Genomic DNA, 19895 nt, shown 5'->3' with positions numbered 1-19895 from the left:
GGTTTTCCCTCACGACAAACGCGGAACGCTGCGCGGAGATGCCAAATCATAACCTTAAGCGTGATGACGATTCATCCCAATCTCATCGCGCTTTGTTCATCTACCCCGGCTCTCAGCGCCTGGATCCTGGCGCCATCGGAACGAAATCCTCCTCGCGCCGGGGCTGGTCCGATCCGCCCTGATAAACAAACATGCCCTTCTTGGTCTTGACGATGTCACCGCGCTGCAAGCTTTCGTCGTTGAGGACGCGCTCGCTTGCGACGATATCGGGATCCTCTGGGATCGGCGCATTGAGCTCGGGACGTTCGCGACGCTCGCGCGCGACGTCCTTTGCCCGCCGCTTTGCCTCTTCAACCCGTTGCCGCCATTCGTCGCGCGAGGGCTCGGGCGGACCCGGCGAGATAAAATCGTTGAGCGTTGGCCCGGGCTCGTCCTGCGCCAAGCAGACGGGCAGCGATTGAAGAAGCCCGACAGCAAGGATGACAACAACGGCAACGCTGCGGGAGCCATGTCTTCCCTGCGCGAAAACCGCGCCGATGTGGTGAGCGGTCTGCAACGTCACAGCTCCTGGAGAATGGGGGCCACGGACAAGATGGACGAGCGCCTCAATTCGAGCTCACCTCGTACTTGATTGCAAGAAGGGCTATTCGCAGGCAACCTTGTCTTTCAATTCATATGGCTCGGGCTGTTTTTCGCAGCCGCGCTCCCTTTTGCGGAACGGGGCCGGGCTTTGGCGCCTTACCGCCGGCTTGAGGCGCTACCCCGCGTCCTGTTTCCGTAGTACGGCACAGCGCGACCGCCCCTGGTAAGCGGAGCTTGGATCCGGCTCGGAATATTCGGGGTTGCGTTCGGGGACGCGGGCTGGGACGGGTTGACAATGATCACGTTGCGATTAGGCGTCGAGGGGTCGTTGACCCCCTGAGCGGAGACGGCGCCCACCGGGCTGACAAGCGCGACCACGACCAGAATGACACGGTTCATCACAATATCTCCCGAGCAAGAACGTCGGGGAGGCAGCCACTGTTCCTTCAGGGCTCCTTCACGCTCATTGGGGCCGATTACCGAGGCACGGCAACCAGCTTGCCATCTTTCCAAACCCCTTGAGCCGCCATTCCGACGGGCAAGCTACCGGTCGTAAGGTTTCGGATCGCCGTCGGCCGCGATGGGCTCTGCGTCGTCTGCGTCTTGTTCGTGCTCGTGGTCACGATGCTGGTGCTGGTCACGTTGGCCGGATCCTTCACGCCCTGCGCCAAGGCAGGCTGCATCAGAAGGGCCGAAAGCGTGAGAGCTGGCAGGATGACGCGCATGGTCGAGCACCGGTAATAGACATTTTCCGGAAGTGTCACAGGTTTCTGTGCAAAAGCAAGCGTCTTGGCGGACCTAATTGTCCCGGTAGTGCTTCGGTGATGTGGGCCCGTTGCGCGCAAAAACCTAGCGAACGAGCGTCATCCGCGCTACTTGATCGGCTTGATGACCGATCCCGGCGATACCACCGACACGACCGCGAAGACGCAGGCGATCAGGGCCGAGTTCGTTCGTGTCCTCTCCGAACGGGTCCGCTCCATCTCGACCGACCCACAGCAGATGCGGAACATGGTCTATGAGCTCGCCCGTCTCAAGCTCCTGGAACAGTTCACGCACGCAGACGCTCGCGAGTCTCGTGAGGTATTGCAGGTCCTGGAACGCGCTTTTCAAGACGTTGAGCAGTCCTTCGCGCGCAACGATGCGCCGGTTCCGCCGGATGGCGCATCCCCATTGCCTCCGGCCACGAAAGGCTTTCCTGCCTCCTTCCCTAAGGTCGAAGGAGAGACACCACGTCCTTCCGTTGCGGCTTCTCCCCCACGGCTAGCCGACCGGCCCAAACGAGCCGGAAACATCAACTTCGTTGTCCGCCTCGCCGCGATCCTCCTGCTCGTTGCGATTGTTGGCACTATCATCGCGTCTTGGCCGCGGGTCAGAACGCAATTCGCCGCGCTATCGCAGCGCTCTTCCACGGCCGCGCAACCCCAACCAGCACCCGCCCCACCTGCGAGCGAAAGCGCCGAGCGGCTTTCGGGCGTACAAAAGGAGGTGCCCCAGCCCGCGCCTCCCGCGATGCCTTTACCGGTCACCTTTGGCGTTTACGTTTTAAGCGATGGCCAGCTTCAAGAGCTGAAGATGGTGCCCGGCAAGATCCCCGATCGCCGCGTTGCGATTTCGGCCGCGATCACCACGCCCAGCGCAACCACGGTAACCAGCGGAGACGTCAAGTTCATCGTGTTCAGGCCAGATGGAGGCATCGACGCCGCCGGCACGGAAGTCCGGGTCGTCGCAAAAGTTTCACGCTCCATGGGTGTCGATGCCACGGGGAAGGCGGCGATGGTGAATGCCGGCGACTCCTGGGTCATCCGTAGCATGTCCTTCCCCTACAAGGTCGGTCCCGTCGAGGATCAACCCAGGATGCTGTTGCTGCAGCCAGAGCAGGACGGCTTCACGCTCTCGCCAGGCCGCTACATCGTGGTGGTCAAAGGCATGGGCTATGATTTCACCGTGGCCGGTGACGTGACCGACCCGAACCAGTGTGTTGAGCGCATCAACGCGATCAACGGCGCGTTCTATTCGCCCTGTCCGCCGCGACGATAGCTAGCCATGCCAACTACTTGGCGGCCTTGCTGTCTTTCGGTGTGTCCGCCGGCGCGTCGTCGACCTTGCCGTTGTTCTCAACGCATTTGTTGAAGTAGTCGCGCTGCTGCTTGGCCGTTCCCTTGGTGCTGCCTGCGGCGGGATTGCCGATCTGCCTCGGCGGAAAGGCTTTGGCTACGGCCGCATCGCACGTGCGCGCCACCTCCGCGGTAATCGCCGAAGCAGCCGCGGGCGCGACCAACGTCAGGACAAATGCAAATCCAATCGCCTTGCGCGAGATGTTGAGAATCACCAGGCAGCTCCATCAGTTCTCGGAGAGTTTTCTCGTGGAACATAGCAAAAAGTGTCGGCGGTCCAAATGACCAAATGCCGCCTCACCGAAAACCGAAGCGATCCTGCCGCAGCGGCCCTCGCGCCAGCGCACGCTCTGAGGAATGCGGTTGCTCCAGCCGGATCAGTTTTCGTTAGCCTTGGGTGAACTGGAAGGCCACACGACCAAATCACTTTGGAGCGCCGCTTGCGGTAACCATCGCATGAACCCCGATCGGCGCCTTTATCTCTGCTAAGTCGGCACGGGAGGCCCCAGAGGCCTGGACTCTCGGACCGGCACTCAAGTGAGCGCAGGTGACTTGAAGTCCGGGAAACGGGTCAGCATCGCAGCTTTAACGAACTTCAGATGCGAGATTGTCGCAGCCAAATCCTTGAGCCGCCGCTGACCGTTGGAGATTTCGGACGCGAACAGGTCCTGATGGTAATTGTCCAGGGGCTCACGTTCCAGATATTCGTCGGTGCCGTTGCCGAACGTAACAGACGCGCGAGCGAGCGCGTCGTCAACGCGCCGGTTTAGTCCGCCCTGCTCTCTCACAGCATCCTGCAGGGCGGCATCGATCGCCGCCATGATCGACGCGATCCTTGCTCGATCCGTTTCGGCATCGCGCTCGACAGAGCGCGCCCTGAAGCGCTGCTCATCGCGGCGAAGTCTCAGTAGATTTTGTGCGCGCGCTCTCAGGAATAGCTGGAACATCTGGGCCATCCCACGTGAAGGCATTCCGGCCAGCAGCATCGGCCAGCCATGGTTAAGAAAGCCTAAACCGTGCTCCCTCCGGGTCCGTACATCCGAGCGTCTCACGCCTTTTCGGACTCGGCTCAGCACACTTCTTGGACAGCCAAGACACAAGAAAAGCCGCAATGCGACGCGGAGAGGAATGAGGCGACCAGAGCGACGATGGGACCTCGGGCAGACCTATGCGATCGCGAACTGCGCGGGTTCCTGGTCCTCACTTCGTGCTGGCACAGTTGTCCTGCGGCGAGTCGTAGGGGTCAGTCTCGAGAGGCGCGAGGCGAGTCTCGTGCCGCGAGATCGCCAAAGCCGCGAGAACGGTGCGGTTTGAGATGTCGAGCTTTTGGAAAATATGATGAAGGTGGACCTTAATGGTCCCATTAGCAACATTGAGACGCCGCCCAATCTCCTTGTTCGACAATCCTTCAGATACGAGTCGCATGATCTGGCGTTCGCGCTCGGTTAATTGTCGGTGAGGCTTCTCCGAGCCTATTTCACCCTGCTGTTCCACCTCCTCGCGCGAGGTGACCGGCGACGGTAGACCTTGCGCAACCCGTCGCAAGGTCCGGAGCAGCATCTCAGGGTCGGCGTCTTTGGTGAGTACGCTGTGGACCCCCTCCGCAGTCATGGTGCTGCGCTCCGCAGACGTGGTGAAGAATATCACGCGAGTAGCCAGTCCTTCGGACTTTACGAGTGCAAGTATTTCGCGCCCGCCGATGTCGGGCATCAATGGCTCCAGAATTGCGATATCAGGCATGTAACGGCGCATTGCTTCGATACAGCTGACCCCATCCTCGCATGCTGCAAGGATCGTGAAGTCGAGCTGCGCCGCTAGAACGCTAGCTAGCCCTTCCCGGACAATCGGATGCCGGTCAGCAATAATCAGCGTGGTGCGCCGCATGCGGTCCTCAGCCTATCTCGATAGAAACCGACAGCGGGGCAGATTAGTCCAATCGGGCAAAACTTTTTCTAAAGCGCCGACATAAAATTAACTAACTTTGCAGAAAGCTAGCCCCGCTCCTGACGAGCCAAACAACTAATAATGGTGGGATTATGTTAACTCTTGCGGCGAGCGAAAACAGCTCCGATAGAGTACGGCCGCGGCATCAGGGCCACATTATCGCAAAAAGCCGCGACACTTCAGCACGTTTTGGTAGTTAAATCCTAGGTGTTCGCCTTTAAAATGTCAAAACTTGAACCACGCCTGGTGTGTTGTCACGATAACCAGCATCACTTGGTCACATCTGCCGCCTATAACCAACGATATATAGGGATATTCAAGCCGGCCATCTAAGGTTCAATTCAATCCTGTGAGCCCTTACAATCTTCTCAAGGCGCCGAGCTGCCATTCGAGGATCAAGTTACACACCCAAATAGTCATACTAATCCGTACAGGGTTGACATTCAGAAATCCACGCTCGGATCGTCAACATAGGGAGGCATTGATGTCACGGGGAGCTATTTAACAATTCGGTTATTCAACAATTTTCTCAGTTGAGGCTTGAACCTCTCAATCAAGATCTTGCGCTCCGATTTCCCTGCCACAGCGCTTTCATCGTGCAGGACAGCGCCAGTTCTGAGGTCAATCCTTCCTTTCGTAATGAGTAGGTGTCCAGATGTATCCTTTAGGTGTATTACGTCAGACTCACCAATCTCTCGTAGTTCAATTCACCGAATTGCAGACCCTGCGAAATCGTGTGTTTGAAGCTGAGCAGCGAATGCTCGGTAGGCGCCGAGCAAACAGGCGACATGACGGTAAGGCTCACCTCAATCGACGGGCTCGCTCCGGCCGGCCCTAGCGCTTTCCGTAAGTATTAGCGCCCCCTCGGGACACCGATCACACTTGCCCGAGCCCGGCACGATCTGATAATCCCCTGCTCCTTTGGGGGTATCAGGTTGGGGACGATCTATGGAGATGCGCGACTGGGGAGCTATGCCTACGTCGGAGCTCTGGGAGTTCTTTGACGAGGTCACCAGTGTACTCAGTCGTAGAATGGCAGCGGAAAAAGCCAAGCTCGAGGAGCGACTGCGCAGGATCGAAGGCGGAGAGATCGATGCCCGGACCGAGCGCGTGCGCCGCCCCTACCCGCCGGTCCTTCAAAAATATCAAAATCCCAAGAATCCTGACGAAACCTGGTCAGGGCGCGGAAAGCAGCCACGCTGGTTGAGAGCCCAACTCCGAGCAGGCAAGAAGCTCGATGACCTATTGATCGCTCAACGGGGTGGAAGGCGCCGGCAGAAGGGGTGAGCCAACCAACCTTCGGCGTCAACACGGCAGCGCGGAGTATAAGGCGCGCTACCAGTGAAGTTGCTGTGCCGCATGGACATCATGCGACACCTATCCACTCTTCCGCAGCGGCTTGGTCAGCCGAGCAAGGAGAGGTGGGATACTCTTCCTGCCATAGTATCCAAAGTACCGTAGAAACTCCGGCTCTTCGAACGGAACGTCGTGATAGGCCCTCGACAACCATCTGCTCGCCGGGTCGCGCCCCCATTCCTGCGGGAACAGCGCCACTTCGTTCGCGATTTGATGATCGACCGGGGTGACGATAGGTTCGTTCGAGATGGCACCAAGCAGCGCCGATGGCAAATCAAGACCATCGAAACCCGGAAAATGATCGATTTGCGTAGCCCGGGGATTGACCTCTATTAGCTTTGCCTGCTGGGTGCCATCTTCCAGCACAAAGTCGAATCCATAGATGCCCGAGAGGTCGAGATGGCGCGCGATCGAGCGCGCAGTAGCAATCATCGCCTCTCCTTTCACGCGGCGAACCACACTTGCCACTCCGAAGTCACTGGTACGCTGCAAGACCTCGACGGCCGCCGAACCGCGAACATCGCCATGCCAGCAAGCCACGGTGCAGTTTGCAAGGCGTCCTGTAACAAACGATTGGACACAAATTTGACCCGTCGAAGACTTCTTGGTCGCCAGAAGGGCCTCGCTGTCGCCGTTCACCAAAAACGACTTTAGCCGACGCACCCAGCTCCTCTGAAGACGCATCCTGAGAAAACAAGGTACGATTTCGCTCGCCCTGCGAATCGCGATGACATCTTTGCCACCAGAACTACCGTCGAGCTTCAGGACAGCCGGAAGCCCGTGCTGCCGAACCCAGTTGAACAGGTCCCCAATAGAATCGATGGCCGCGGTTTGCGGGATGTGAACATCGGGCAACTGCGCAAGATTGGAGAGGAAGGAACGTCGGACAATGACGGGGTAAGAAAGCGGCGATCCCAGCGATGCTCTAATGAGCGACGCAATGCGCCGCATGTCGACCTCATTGGAGAGCGCTGACGCCTCGTCGTGCAATCTGTGAAGATGAGCGACAACGCGATCGTCACATGGCACAATCAGGTCTGGCTGCGATGCAACGATCGCGGCCTTGATCGAATCATGGGCCGAAGTCCTCCGATACTCGAATGTTCGATTTGGGGAATGCATCCGATGAACCGGGTGCCCCGATGGTGCAACGACGTCTACCGCAGAGCCTGCTTTCCGAAACGCAATCGCTAATCGCGCGACATTGGGCCACAACATGCTGTGCGCGAGAAGGACTCTTGCGGTCATTTCTCCGCCCACGCATCAAACTGCGGTATCGGGTAATTGCGTGATCGCAGGCGAGACCCCCGACTCAGGAACGGCGCCAGACGACGCGAGGCAAATCCAGCACCGAAAGCAAAGCGCAACATCGGTCCGAAGCTGTTTGCGGCGGCTGGCCCGGTGAAGAAGAGCCCCTTGATCGACGATTCAAAACGCGACGACAGCAACGGAGCCTGACCTGTGTGCGATAAGCGCGGCAGCAGTGAACCATCGAGATAGTCGAGGCGCCGGATGTCGACGCGATAACCTGTTGCGGCGATCACGTGATCCGCCTCCACGCAGGCGGTCTCGCCAGACCCGTCGCGCAACTCCAGGCGGACGCATCCTCGGGAAATGGATGCATGCACCAGCTCGCGGCCGCTCAGCACAGGAACGTGACCGACAAACATGTCCTTCATCGGCCATCCTGCCGCCGGTCCCAGGTGGCGACGAACTACTTCCCGGCGGAAGTTGTCGGGCATGATACGAAAAAGCAGCGGCGCATCGGTACACATCCGCGACCTCAGACCCGGGCCTATACCAGAGCGGGGATGCCTGATGCGATGCCACAACGAACGATTTGTGTCGGACGGCGGGGTCGCGAACATCAGGTTTCGACGCCGGCAGATCAACGTGACGTCGCAACCGCGCGCCTTTAGGAGTGCCGAAAGATCGATCGCCGATGCACCTCCACCAATCACGGCAACGCGGCTGCCCGCGAAACGGCTGAGATCGCGATGATCATGGCTGTGCGAAACAATTTCTGAAGGGAACGCGTCAAGGGGGGGCGGCACATAGCGAAAATGGCCGACGCCTGTTGCCACCACGATGCGTCGGGCCCGCACCATCGCGCCATCCTCGCGGTTGAATGCGAACCCATTACCATGATGTCGAACCGAGCAGATCGTCGTTTCCTCCAGGTTTGGAGCGAAGCGCTTGGCGAACGCCATCCCGTAGTCGATGAAGGTCTTCAACTGGACAGGGATTCGATCGTCGCTGTATTCGATTGAGCGCTCCCGACAGAATCGCGACAGCGTCATTTCGTCCTGGGGATCGTAGAGATTGGAAGCGAAGCCGTCAGACTTCAGCAGCATACCTTCAGGCATGTGCCGCCGCCACAGCTCCATGGGACGCCCAAAAATCGCATGATCGACGCCCGCGGCGCGCAGATGGGCCGCGAGCGCCAGGCCGTAAGGGCCGGCACCGATAATTGCTACGTCAGTATCCATTGCGCTCACCACCGGTCATTCAAATCCACAGACCAATTCACCGCACATAGCCCAAATCGACCAACCAGAGCAGCAGCTCACACTTATGACGGTTGCTGCTTTTCGGTCTCGTCCTGCATGCGCACCTCCAGCGCTTGATCAATGGATGGCGCGATCGCTAGCGCCTGAGAGCGCGTGTCGCTGAGCTCCGACGGCCATAGGTCCACCGGCTCATTTGCTATTAGAGTAGAGATTTTTGCGCGCAGTGCCGGGGCGAGCCGTTCCAGGATCAGGTGCCGCTCCAAACGGATCTCGCGTTCGATAGCGTCCGAATAGAGCCAAAGCGCGTGAATCGTCTCGCGAGGAATTCTACATGGCACGTGTCCAAATTCGGTAACCGCCTGGACCAAGAGCGCCTTGCCATCCCATTCGACTTCGCCGACGAACTCGACCTCGCGGACACGCCCCATTTTTTTCTCTATATATCTATATAAATATTATTTCAGGAGTTATAGTATTAATTCCACCAATTAATGCAACTGCCAATTTTATTTAATACCCAGGCGGGAATACCTTGAAAAAAGCCTATCGATTTCAACTGCCGTTGCCGCCCAAACCCTTCCACGGAGTTAAGGCGACAAGAGGCGCTAGATCGTGACTGCTTCGGATAATCCTATTATTCACGATTCCGTATCGAGCCTCGCGAGGGAGCTGACGCGCGGTGAATTCTTTGCAGGCCTGTTTGCTCTTGGTTGTGCAAGTGGCCTTGCATCTCGTGTCATTCAGTCGGTGCACCGGCATGGATGGGTAGAGGCCACTCTTGGGACCTTTGAGATCAGTGTAGTCGTCTGGATATCGTGTGCCGTTGGAGTCTCTCTCGTACTTCAAGATCGAACGATCGGGATTCGTTCTTCAGAGCTCGTCCTGGGAGCAATCTTTGTCCTGCTCGTCCTCCTACCAATCGGTCCTCTTAGCTGGCTGGCGGTAACTGCGCTCAGCCTCTATGTCATCAACACCGCCCATGTGTCACCGTTGCGGCGCGGCGCTCTTATATTGCTCGCTACTACCGTGCCCATGCTTTGGAGCCGGCTGCTCTTTCAGTTTTTTGCCGAGCAGGTATTACGGATCGACGCATCGCTCGTTGGCTGGATCCTGCGCACGCATCGAACCGGGGATATCGTTGACTTCGTCGATGGCTCCGGCGTTCTGGTGATTCTTCCAGCGTGTTCTTCACTCGCAAACGTGTCGCTTGCACTTCTATGCTGGGTCGTCGTGAGCCAGTTAGTCAGCCACAAGAAATCTGCCTACGATCTATTCTGGCCTGTCATGGCGTGCATTTCCGTCGTGGTGGTTAATGTCACTCGCATAAGTTTCATGGGATTGAGCCAATGGCACTACGCGATGTTCCACAGCTCCTGGGGCGATGCGGTTGCGAACACGAGCATCCTGGGCCTGATACTCGGCTTCTGCGTGCTGGGGGTGAGACGTGAGCTCTTCCAGCGCATTTAGGTGGTCCATCGCGACCGTGCTTTTGCTCGCCGTTGGGTGGAAGATTGCGATTCCGTTCGAAGATCCTAGCCATTTAAGGGAGGATCTTGTCAGGTTTCTCGAACGAAACCACTTCAACGTCGTGGTAGCCGACGAAATGGCGGCGGCCGACATGCCGATCATCCGGGCAACGCGAGCGTCATGCCAACTGCAGGTCGCAAAACTAATTCCCGATGGATCGAACCGGAATCTCGTTCGACATCTTGCGGCAGGCGCGGATCGTTCGTTTGTCGTGTTCCGCGGCGAAGTGTACGCACAACAACCAATAGCCTGGACAGTGCTGCATTATCTATGGTCCAGATTTCTTCGCGAGCTGGGATTGATTAGACAGATTACTCCCGTCATCGACGTGGCGGAGGACCTGTCTTGCAATGCAGAACGGCTCCCATGGGCCGAACTTCAAGATCGTCCAGCCTGACACTGCGCTGAATCCTGGATATCGACGACAGTGGCGGTCAGACGCCGGGTCCGCCCGGCGTCATCTTGTCGCGGGCAAATCTCGGAAGAGATAGACCTAAGATTGATATTGACAGGTATTTAATTATGGTGACTATTAAATAAACGATACGAAATTTATTGACCTGGTCAGATAGTGACCACAGTCGAAAGGAAGAAAATATGACCATACCCGGATGGGTCCTTGCGATTTTCCTTGCAATGGCCGCAGCAGTGCCGGCCGGCGTCTATTTCACGGCTACACTGTTCTTTCCCCCTGACCAGACCTACACCTACGTCGGCCAGGGGACGGCCAGCGGCGCACCGGGGCCCCTCGCAGGCGCAGGGCTATCCTTCGCCGCGGTTGCCTATGGCGCCTACTGGATGGTCAAGCGCCGTCGGCGCAAACCGGACTAGGCGCCAATGTGATCGGCTCCGCGCGGCGGACACGGATAGTCGAATAGTCCAGCTCGTGGCACGCATGTGAGCGGTGCCACGGCGCCCCCCGGGGGCCCTGATTGAACCCCGACTTTTAAATACAGAGCTAGGCGTCGCGCCGATCAATCCCCACCATCCGCAGGCGTTGAAGCCCAAGAGTAACGAAGCTTCGGATTCGCCTGTCACGGGTTTCGAGTGCAGTCGCGTCTTCCGCAATCGCATCCGGCCCAGCCCCCAAGGCTCGACCGATGGGCTGAACCCAAAACTGAGGTCACCCGCACGAGCGGACTGATGCCGATCAAGCATCAGCGCTCCTTGAATGCGCGCCCAGCCTGATCTTGCAGCGGCTTGAGCAGGTAGGACAGCGCGGTCCGACCAGGGGTCTTGATGAAGACTTCGACCGGCATGCCGGGCAACAGTTTCGCCGACCCGAGCTTTTCCATCTCTTCCCGCCTCAGCGGGACGCGGCCTGTGTAGTAGCTCGTGCCGGTACGCTGGTCCTGCGTAATATCTGCCGAGACCATGCTGACCTCGCCGTCGATTTCCGGGGTCGTCTTCTGATTGAACGCCGCGAAGCGCATTGTCGCGGTCTGGCCCACATAGACCTGGTCGATATCGCGCGGTACGATTTTGACCTCGACGGCAAGCGAGTCGGCATCCGGCACGATAAGCATGATTTGCTCGCCGGGAGCGATCACACCGCCGACCGTATGAACGCTCAGCTCGTGGACTCGGCCGGATTGCGGTGCGCGGATGTCAATCCTATTCAACTGATCGACCGCCGCCGTCTTGCGCTCGGCAAGCTCGGAGAGTTTTGAGCGCGTTTCGATCAGATCCTTGCCAACTTCAGTCCGCAGGTCCTGGTCGATCTGAATAATCTGGAGTCCGATTTCCGCGATCTTGCCCTTCGACTGGGCGATTGCGCCTGCAAGCTGGCTGCGCTCGCCCTCGAGGCGGGCTGTATCGCGCTCGAGGGAATTGAGCCGGGTGATCGGCACCAGATTTTTCTGAAAGAGGCTGCGGACGCCCTCCAGCTCCTGGCGGATCAGAGTAACCTCTTTCTCCTTGGCCTCGGTCTGCCCGACAAAGCCCTTGATCTCGTTTTCCAGTTGCACGCTTTTCTCCTGCAACTGTGCCTTCTGTCCGCTTCTGGCCTGGCGGCGTAGGTCGAACAACGTACGCTCCGCAACAATCGCGCGGCTCGCTTCGGAATTGGTCTCCTTGGTCCGGTCGAGCAGCGCCTTGGGAAAGACGATCTGCTCGACGCCGTCGCGCTCGGTCTCGAGACGTGCCTGCCGCGCGAGCAACTCGTCAAGACTCTTGGTGACGATCGTCGCATTCGCGAGCGTCTGCGTCTCGTCCAGCCGGATCAGGATGTCGCCGGCATTGACCCGGTCACCCTCCCGCACGCGCAGCTCCCCGACGATCCCGCCGGTCGCGTGCTGAACCTTCTTCACACTGGAATCCACCACGACGACGCCTTGGGCGATGACGGCGCCTGACAGTTGAGTCGTCGTCGCCCAACCGCCGATGCCAAACGTGACGAAACCGAACATGATCGTACCGACAATCATGTAGCGTTGGATTGATTGCATGGCGGGCGCGACATCGAGCGTGACTTGGCTGGTCATCGGGCGCCCCCATGACCATCCGCAACCACCTTAAGCGGCACAGGATTCCGCAACACTCGCCTGAGAACCTCCTCTTTCTTGCCAAGAGACTGGACTCTACCGTCCCCGAGGCACAAGACGTGGTCCACGCCTTCCAGCGCTTTCGGACGATGCGCGACGACGACGACGATCCCACCGCGCCGGCGCACGTTCAGGATCGCCTCGGTCAGCGCCTCTTCACCCTCCGAGTCGAGATTCGAAGACGGCTCGTCGAGCACCACCAGGAACGGTTTGCCATAGAAGGCGCGCGCAAGACCGATGCGCTGCCGCTGACCTGCCGATAGCGCCGTCCCCCCCTCGCCGATCTTGGTGCTATAGCCATCCGGAAAAGAGAGAATGAGGTCGTGCGCGCCCGCAGCATGGGAAGCCTCCAGAACAGCGGCGGCCGTCGCCTGCGGGTCGAATCGCGCAATATTCATTGCAATGCTGCCGTCAAAGAGTTCAACGTCCTGAGGCAGGTAGCCGATGTGTTTGCCGAGGGCGTCGGAAGACCAGTGCTCGAGCGAAGCTTTGTCGAGCCTGATCCGGCCGCGAACACTTGGCCATACGCCGACCAGAGCCCGTGCCAGGGTCGACTTGCCTGATCCGCTCGGACCGATGATTCCGACCGCCTGCCCGCTCCGAAGCTGGAAAGATACATCACCAAGGGTGGGCCTCTCCGCATTTGGCGCGCCAACATAGAGATGCTCGACCGTGAGCGTTTCGACGGGAGCCGGAAGGGCCAAGCGCTCCTCTTCCGTGGGCAGAAGCTGGAGCAACTGGTCGAGCCGTTGTCCCGATTGACGCGCGGCCACGAAGCCCTTCCAGTTCGCAATTGCCATCTCGACGGGCGCGAGCGCTCGCGCCGTTAAGATCGATCCCGCGATGATGATGCCGGCCGTCGATTCCTGATTGATGACGAGGACGGCGCCGACGGCAAGCACCAGCGACTGCAGGATCGCCCGAAAGACCTTCGAAGCACCACCAAGGCCGCTTGCGACATCGCTGGCCCGTTCGTGGGCGGCGAGGTACCTCGCGTTCACATCCCGCCAACGCAAGGCCGCTTGCTGCCGCATGCCCATGGCCTGCAGCACTTCCGCATTTCGTCGCCCCTCGAGCGCCAACGCGCTGCGCGAGACCGCCAGACGCGAAGACGCCTTTGCCGGCCCGCGCGTTCGCGTTTCGGTGAGCATTGTAATGCCGACCAGCACCAATGCTCCGATCAGCGCAGTGATGCCGATCCAGAAGTGAAAGACGAAACAGACGCCGAGATAGATCGGCATCCATGGGAGATCAAACAGCGCCGTGGGTCCTCCGCCCGACAGGAAGCCACGAACCTGATCAAGATCCCGCAATGGCTGCAGGCCGTCACCGTCGGCCCTGGTCTTTAGAGGCAGGCGGACAAGCGCATCGAATATGCGAATGCTGAGCTTCTCATCGAGATAGCGGCCGACGCGTGCGCTGATCCTGCTCCTGACCAGATCAAGCCCGCCCTGGAAAAGATAAAGCACAGTCGCCAACGCCATTAATGCGATCAGCGTCGGTATGCTGCGGCCGGGAAGCACCCGATCATAGACCTGCAACATGAAAAACGAGCCGGTAAGCATCAACAGGTTGCTCATGCCGCTGAAGGCCGCGAGAGCCCAGAAAACTCGGCGGCAAGACCGCAGGAAAGCTGACATCTCCGACCGCGGCTCGTCATAGTCGTTAGCCGATCGCGGGAGACCGGGGAATAATCGTTGCCGCAAAGCTTCGACGAGGTGTTTCGCCGCGCCGATCGGCCCTTTCGTCCGCAGTTCGGCATCTTCCGCCCACTGCCGTGCGGCGGCCCAAAGCCTCGTCAGATGCGAAAGCTGAATTCGATAAAGGTTTGCAGGCAGGGGGATCACCCCCCACCGTTCAAAGTTTGTCATGGCACTCGCCCTTGAACCGTGCCTTATTTGACGATCCCCAAGAAGTAGATCCCCAAGGCAGATTTGAGTTTGATTTCCCTGTCGTCGAGCTACTGTTACGCGAGGTAGAAGTCAGGCCGTTTTTCGCGCCGAGCCTGATCAACTTGAGCGTGTCGCCTCCCGGTAAAAGCGCGACCTCATGGCCATCCCGCCATTTAATCTGCCCTACCAGTTTCTTCGACATGCACTCAGCTACGAAAGGCTGCTCGCAGAGCGTGATGTCGTGGCGATCTGTATCGAGTCCCCAACCACCTCATGGTTAATCGGTCGGCCTCACGTGCCGGTCGCCAGGGGCTTTTTTGGGACCAGATGGGGGCCGGGCCGAGGTTTTTTTGACCAGCACGCTTACGCACGGCACTGCAATAATAGCGCGATTCTCCTTTTAAATCGCTGCCAATTTCCCTGATGTCACGTCAGGTTGCGAAATTCAACACACCTGCATTACGCCACAGCCTCAGCCCACAGAAATCGGTGCTGAAACACTCTGCGAGTCCATCTGAGCGGGATAGAGACCACGGCACCGACTGTCACGCCGAATTTAATTCTATTTAATTTGCGTATGCTCGCGTTTTTTCGCGACGAGAGTCGTACGAGATGGACTTATTGGAGCACGGCTCGACACGCCAGGCTTGTCACGAGCGAGAATGGCGGTCGCGCGAAGCGTCGAATGGCTGCCTCGTCCAATCACGTACCGATTTCTGTCCCTTTGCTGCATCCGCGAACAGTGCGAGGCTGCTAGCGCGTATAGAGGCGCCAGAATGCAAGAAGGCGGGGGACCAGCCCCCGCCTTCCATAATCTCCACCGCAGATTGGTGGCTACTCCCTGTCGCTGACCTCTCGGCTACGCGAAATGGAAGTCGTGGCTGGTCAGCTTGTCGAGCTGCGTGTTTTTCAGCGTGAGAGTGTCGCTTCCCGCCGTGACAACGACATCATTGCCGGACTGCGCCGCATGGGAGAGAACACTCGCAAAGCTGTCGAACACACCCTTGCTGAACTGGACGGTGTCGTGAGCTGGGCCACTGGCGGCGAAGTCCTTGATGACATCGCTGCCGAAGTTCGAGGCAAACACAAAGGTATCCGCCCCTCCCTTCCCGACCATGACGTCGTTGCCAGTGGTGCCTGTCAGCGTATTGCTACGGCCCGTGCCAATGATCGCCTCGCCCGAGCTCGTCCCGACGGTATGGCCCGTCGTGTCGACCTGCTCTGCTGTAAAGGCATGAGTCTTGCCCGACAGGTCGGCGGTGTGGAAGCTCCACTTGCCGTCGGCTCCGGCCGTGACAGAACCGGCGGACGCCGTGCCGTCAAACAGCTTGATCTGGCTGTTGGGGTCGGCTGTCCCCTTGATCGTCGCGGTGTGATCCCAGTGCGAACGTATGTTGGTGACGTCAACCGTCGAGGTGCCGTGCGAGCCAATCGGCGGATCAATCGGCTGCGACATGGCGCTGGTGTTGCCGGCAACGTCGGTGGCCGAGGCAACGAACGTGTGCGATCCGGTTTGAAGGCCAGAGGTCGTCACACTGAAGTGTCCATCGGCACCAGTCGTCCCCGAGCCAAGCAGGGTCGTCCCCTCATAGACCTTGACGGTGCTGCCCGCCTCGGCCGTTCCGGTCACCGTCGCGCGATGATGGCTGATCGCATCGCTGAGCAGTACCGGAGCATCAGGCGCAGAGGTATCCACTGTCAGGGCGAGGGCAGCCGATTTTGCGCTGGTTGCACTGGAGACTGTGTCCGTGGCCGTGAAGGTGTGCTTGCCCTCAGGCAGCACCGCGGTTGTGTAGGACCACGCCCCCTTGGCGTCCGCCGTGACATGACCGATCTGGGTCTGTCCGTCGTAGACTTTTACCGTGCTCTTCGCCACCGCGGTCCCGGTCAATGTCACCGTATTATCGCTGGTGATGTGATCACCAACCGCGCCCGTGTCCTTCGAGAAGGAGCTGATTTTCGGCGCGGCAGGCAGATTTGAGCCAGAGCCAGAGCCGGAGCCAGAACCGGAGGATCCGCCGATGACGGGATTTACCGCCGCGGACGCGGCACTGACGTTTCCTGCGACGTCAGTCGCCTTGGCAGTCAGGACATGCGAACCGGTCGACAGCGCAGAGGTGGTTAAGCTCCACACGCCGCTCGAGTTGGTGGTCGCCGTTCCGACCGACGTCGTCCCGTCGTAGACCTTGACCGTGCTGTTCGCTTCTGCAGTCCCCGTCACTACCACTTGATGGGCGCTGTTGACCGTATTGCCGGTTATAGTCGGTGTCGGCGTCTGGGTGTCGACGGTGACCGCGAGCGCAGACGACGCCGCGCTGGTCTTGCCCGACGAGTTGGTCGCCGTCGCGGTGAGCGTATGCGTGGCGTCGGTCAGGACCTTGGTGATATAATCCCAGCTGCCCTTCGAGTCCGCAATCGTCGAGCCAATTTGGGTCTTGCCGTCGTAGATCTTGACCGTGCTGCCGGCAGCAGCAGTGCCCTTCAGCTCGAGCGTGTTGTCCTTGGTGATGTTATCGCCAACGACGCCGGTATCCGTGGAGAACGAGGCGATCTTCGGCGCGCCAGGCGCTGTCGTGCCCGACGACGAACCAGACGTACCAGAACCAGACGTGCCAGAACCAGACGTACCAGAACCGGACGAACCCGAACCGGAGGATCCAGAGCCAATGACGGGATCCACGGCCGACGAAGCGGCGCTCACGTTGCCAGCAGCATCGGTCGCCTTCGCCGTAAGAGTATGTGTCCCAGCCAACAGAGCAGAGGTCGTTACGCTCCACACCCCGCTCGAGTTCGTGGTGGCGGTGCCAACCTGCGTCGTTCCGTCATAGACCTTGATCGCGCTGTTCGCCTCAGCCTTCCCCGACAGCACGACCTGATTGGCGCTGTTGACCACATCGCTGGCAATCGTCGGCGCATCGGGCGCTTTGGTGTCAATGGTGACCGACAACGCCGCCGAGGTATCCGTGGTGGCACTGCTGGCCGCGGTTGCCGAGGCCGCGCCGGAACTGGGCACCAAATCCTGCACACTGTTGGACTGCACAAGCGGGACGCCCTTATCGGTGACGTTGCCGCTGTAAGTCTGCGCCGTCTCCGACTTACCCGCGGAGTAGCCATAGGTATACTGGGCGAAGACGTTGTTGGTTACGTGCGAGCCGCTGGCGTTGCCCTCAAAATAGAGGACATACGAGCCACCACTGAAGCGATTATTGCTGATGTCAAAGTTGACCGCATCCATAGTCGTGATGCAGGAATTAGCCGTGCTGTTATCCAAGTCGATGTTGTTGCCGCTGATGGTGGCATTCGAAGTCGTCGCAGCCCCAATGTTGCTACCGGGTACCTGGATCCCATCAATGTGGGGATCTGGGTTACCGTTGTTGCTAAACAGATTGTGAATATAATTGTTTTCGATCACGGCTCCATTTGCTTCCAGCCAAATTCCATTTTCAGAACCGCTTATATCGCAATTCTTGATAGTCGTATTGGCGCCCTGACCAGCGACACCATTTGGATTGATGTCGATGCTGTCGGTCGTATTTTTTCCAATCACCGTACAATGGTCGACAACGGCGCCGGTAGATGCCAGAGACAGGTTCCCAGTAATTTTACAGTCTACAAGCGTCACGTTCGGGGCGGTGATGACAACGTTGCCGGTGATATCAAGGCCGCTGATAACAGCGCCTGCTGTGCTGATCGTGATGTCGCCGGATGACTTGAGCGTCACGCCATCACGCACACCCGTTGTTGATGCATCGGGAAAGCCGGTGGTGGACGTGCCGGTGCCACCGCTGCTTGTCGCCGCCGTGAAGCTATGCGTGCCATCCGACAACGTACCGGTTGCGTAGCTCCACGCCCCGCTGGAATTGGTCGTCGTGCTGCCGAGCAGCGTCGACCCGTCATACACTTTCACCGTGCTATTGGCCGTCGCCGTGCCGCTCAGCAAGAGCGCGCTGTCGTTTGTGATGCCGTCGCCGACGGTGCCGCTGTCAGTCGTGAACTTGGTGATCGTAGTCAAATCTGTCTCCATGTGTGTCGCGCGTTGAGATCAAAGCCCTGCCTTTAACTCGGACTACGCACTCGCACTCAACGCTTATTACACTACGCTTTTTACGCTCTGCCCCGCACCCATCCGCTTTCGATAGGCGCCTTCGCTCTGGTCTTTTTTAAGACCATCTTTTTCTTTTTTGGGACCATTCCTTGACTTTTTCGAAGTCCGGATTGACCGGCGAAAGACGCAATAAAAACGCACCTTTAATCCCGAATCACAATCGAATTTTACGGCATAAATTCGTTTTGGTGCGCGGAAAATCAACCCCGCCAGAGTTCGCCTGACCTACTTATCGTGCAAACACGCTCAAATCGAAAAAGATATGAAAGCGCGCTGACTGCGACGATCAGAAACCCTCGGGCTGCCGCATTTGACCATGTTCGCGAAGCAGAGGGGCGCTCATGATCGAGCCCCAAAGGGAGAAATGTCGAACAAGCCGTATTCAATGAATAAGAAGCGCAGCGAGCGCGTTTACAAGCGACAGCCGTCTCGCGCTAATGAAGGCCCCACTCTGGTTTGGCGCTCACGGCCCATGAAAGCGCCGCTATGCCACCCTGCTGGCTTTAAGCGGCAGGCATAGTCAAAAGAAATAATCTTTCGAACCGCTTTAAATCCAGACTCAAAAAAAATAAATCGAAATCAAGATTATTCGAATAGGCTTCGAGCCACTCGAATGCCGAGACACACTACTCGGCGTTACCCCCATTACCATTGTTATCTCAACGTTGCCCGGATTGGCGTCAGAGAAAAGCGGGCGCTGTAGGCATGCAGGGAACGCGCACGCGTTATCCATCATGCCCACACCGCCCGAGCCCGCGCACTTTACCCGCGCCAGACTTACCCTTGGTGCGCGCGTCGCCTGGCGCCTGAGGAACGCGCCGCTCTTCCGCGATGCCGCCGCGCCTCACGCCCGCCGGGGCGCTTCATGATTAGAGGGATCGCCACAACCGCTCGATGACACGTTGCCCAACCAGCTCCCACGGCGGTCCATCGAGATTGCAACGCCGGCGTCCATTAGCCCGTCGATGAAGGTTGCCGACGCAAACTGCGCGCCCTGGTTGGTGTTGAAATTTCTCCGGCCAGCAATGGCGCGCAAGCGCGTCATCGAGTGACGCTAGAACAGAACGACGCGTCCATCCGGGCCGTTTACGTCATTGGTTGCGTCTAACGGATGGGGAAATGTTTGAGCGAAGATAACGACTTTGCGCGATCCCTCCTGATTAGGGTCGTCTCTTGCACGCGAGGTATCACAAGTGAACAGCAACAGACACTGCGCCCACAGTTGTTGTGAACGATATAAAAGGTAACCCTCCGGTGCAGGCCGCGGGTTAGCTGCGTTTGGCGCGCTTGCCTGCCCATTTTTTGGCGAGGGCCTCAAC

General features: G+C 58.7%; 16 protein-coding genes. 5 read left to right on the top strand and 11 right to left on the bottom strand.

Annotated elements, in window-relative coordinates; genetic code table 11:
• Nucleotides 1-112: 112 nt before the first annotated feature.
• Both SO140_RS14280 and SO140_RS14275 read right to left on the bottom strand, forming a co-directional pair.
• Nucleotides 113-556 (bottom strand): hypothetical protein, encoded by a 444-nt coding sequence (locus SO140_RS14280; RefSeq protein WP_474803403.1) that lies wholly within the window; start codon nucleotides 554-556, stop codon nucleotides 113-115.
• A gap of 502 nt (nucleotides 557-1058) precedes the next feature.
• Nucleotides 1059-1307: a hypothetical protein gene (locus SO140_RS14275; protein WP_449382022.1), complete on the bottom strand. Its 249-nt coding sequence runs from the start codon at nucleotides 1305-1307 to the stop codon at nucleotides 1059-1061.
• 163 nt (nucleotides 1308-1470) lie between these two features.
• On the opposite strand from SO140_RS14275, the gene SO140_RS14270 reads away from it, so the two are divergent.
• Complete coding sequence (locus SO140_RS14270) at nucleotides 1471-2622, top strand: hypothetical protein (protein ID WP_498542730.1); 1152 nt, start codon at nucleotides 1471-1473, stop codon at nucleotides 2620-2622.
• A gap of 13 nt (nucleotides 2623-2635) precedes the next feature.
• On the opposite strand, the gene SO140_RS14265 is transcribed toward SO140_RS14270, so the two are convergent.
• From SO140_RS14265 to SO140_RS14255, 3 genes are all read right to left on the bottom strand, one after another.
• Nucleotides 2636-2914, bottom strand: a complete 279-nt coding sequence (locus SO140_RS14265; protein ID WP_474803397.1) for a hypothetical protein — start codon at nucleotides 2912-2914, stop codon at nucleotides 2636-2638.
• A gap of 318 nt (nucleotides 2915-3232) precedes the next feature.
• Complete coding sequence (locus SO140_RS14260) at nucleotides 3233-3646, bottom strand: hypothetical protein (RefSeq protein ID WP_498542729.1); 414 nt, start codon at nucleotides 3644-3646, stop codon at nucleotides 3233-3235.
• Between the two features lie 253 nt (nucleotides 3647-3899).
• A complete protein-coding gene (locus SO140_RS14255) occupies nucleotides 3900-4583 on the bottom strand; it encodes a LuxR C-terminal-related transcriptional regulator (RefSeq protein WP_449382026.1) in 684 nt (227 codons plus the stop codon).
• 1008 nt (nucleotides 4584-5591) lie between these two features.
• Here SO140_RS14255 and SO140_RS14250 point away from each other — a divergent pair.
• On the top strand, nucleotides 5592-5930 hold the full coding sequence (locus SO140_RS14250) for an H-NS histone family protein (protein ID WP_449382027.1): 339 nt from the start codon (nucleotides 5592-5594) through the stop codon (nucleotides 5928-5930).
• A 90-nt stretch (nucleotides 5931-6020) separates the two neighbouring features.
• On the opposite strand, the gene SO140_RS14245 is transcribed toward SO140_RS14250, so the two are convergent.
• The 3 genes from SO140_RS14245 to SO140_RS14235 form a co-directional block, all read right to left on the bottom strand.
• Nucleotides 6021-6950 (bottom strand): ATP-grasp domain-containing protein, encoded by a 930-nt coding sequence (locus tag SO140_RS14245; protein ID WP_449382028.1) that lies wholly within the window; start codon nucleotides 6948-6950, stop codon nucleotides 6021-6023.
• 293 nt (nucleotides 6951-7243) lie between these two features.
• Complete coding sequence (locus tag SO140_RS14240) at nucleotides 7244-8488, bottom strand: NAD(P)-binding domain-containing protein (protein WP_449382029.1); 1245 nt, start codon at nucleotides 8486-8488, stop codon at nucleotides 7244-7246.
• Nucleotides 8489-8571: 83 nt separating this feature from the next.
• Nucleotides 8572-8937: a hypothetical protein gene (locus SO140_RS14235; RefSeq protein ID WP_449382030.1), complete on the bottom strand. Its 366-nt coding sequence runs from the start codon at nucleotides 8935-8937 to the stop codon at nucleotides 8572-8574.
• A gap of 184 nt (nucleotides 8938-9121) precedes the next feature.
• On the opposite strand from SO140_RS14235, the gene SO140_RS14230 reads away from it, so the two are divergent.
• The 3 genes from SO140_RS14230 (at nucleotide 9122) to SO140_RS14220 (ending at nucleotide 10867) form a co-directional block, all read left to right on the top strand.
• A complete protein-coding gene (locus SO140_RS14230) occupies nucleotides 9122-9976 on the top strand; it encodes a hypothetical protein (protein ID WP_449382031.1) in 855 nt (284 codons plus the stop codon).
• Nucleotides 9954-10433 carry a hypothetical protein gene (locus SO140_RS14225; RefSeq protein WP_449382032.1) on the top strand — a complete coding sequence of 160 codons (480 nt, stop codon included), beginning with the start codon at nucleotides 9954-9956 and terminating at the stop codon, nucleotides 10431-10433. Before SO140_RS14230 ends, SO140_RS14225 begins: the two co-directional genes overlap by 23 nt.
• 200 nt (nucleotides 10434-10633) lie before the next feature.
• A complete protein-coding gene (locus SO140_RS14220) occupies nucleotides 10634-10867 on the top strand; it encodes a hypothetical protein (protein WP_449382033.1) in 234 nt (77 codons plus the stop codon).
• A gap of 326 nt (nucleotides 10868-11193) precedes the next feature.
• Here SO140_RS14220 and SO140_RS14215 read toward each other — a convergent pair whose 3' ends face one another.
• The 3 genes from SO140_RS14215 to SO140_RS14205 form a co-directional block, all read right to left on the bottom strand.
• Complete coding sequence (locus SO140_RS14215) at nucleotides 11194-12519, bottom strand: HlyD family type I secretion periplasmic adaptor subunit (protein WP_449382034.1); 1326 nt, start codon at nucleotides 12517-12519, stop codon at nucleotides 11194-11196.
• Complete coding sequence (locus tag SO140_RS14210) at nucleotides 12516-14219, bottom strand: type I secretion system permease/ATPase (RefSeq protein ID WP_474803387.1); 1704 nt, start codon at nucleotides 14217-14219, stop codon at nucleotides 12516-12518. The genes SO140_RS14215 and SO140_RS14210 overlap by 4 nt, the downstream gene beginning before the upstream one ends.
• A gap of 1111 nt (nucleotides 14220-15330) precedes the next feature.
• Nucleotides 15331-18483: an Ig-like domain-containing protein gene (locus SO140_RS14205; RefSeq protein WP_498542728.1), complete on the bottom strand. Its 3153-nt coding sequence runs from the start codon at nucleotides 18481-18483 to the stop codon at nucleotides 15331-15333.
• Nucleotides 18484-19895 lie beyond the last annotated feature (1412 nt).

Source organism: Bradyrhizobium sp. UFLA05-108 (assembly GCF_059803455.1).
This window is presented reverse-complemented; position numbering and strand designations above follow the sequence as displayed.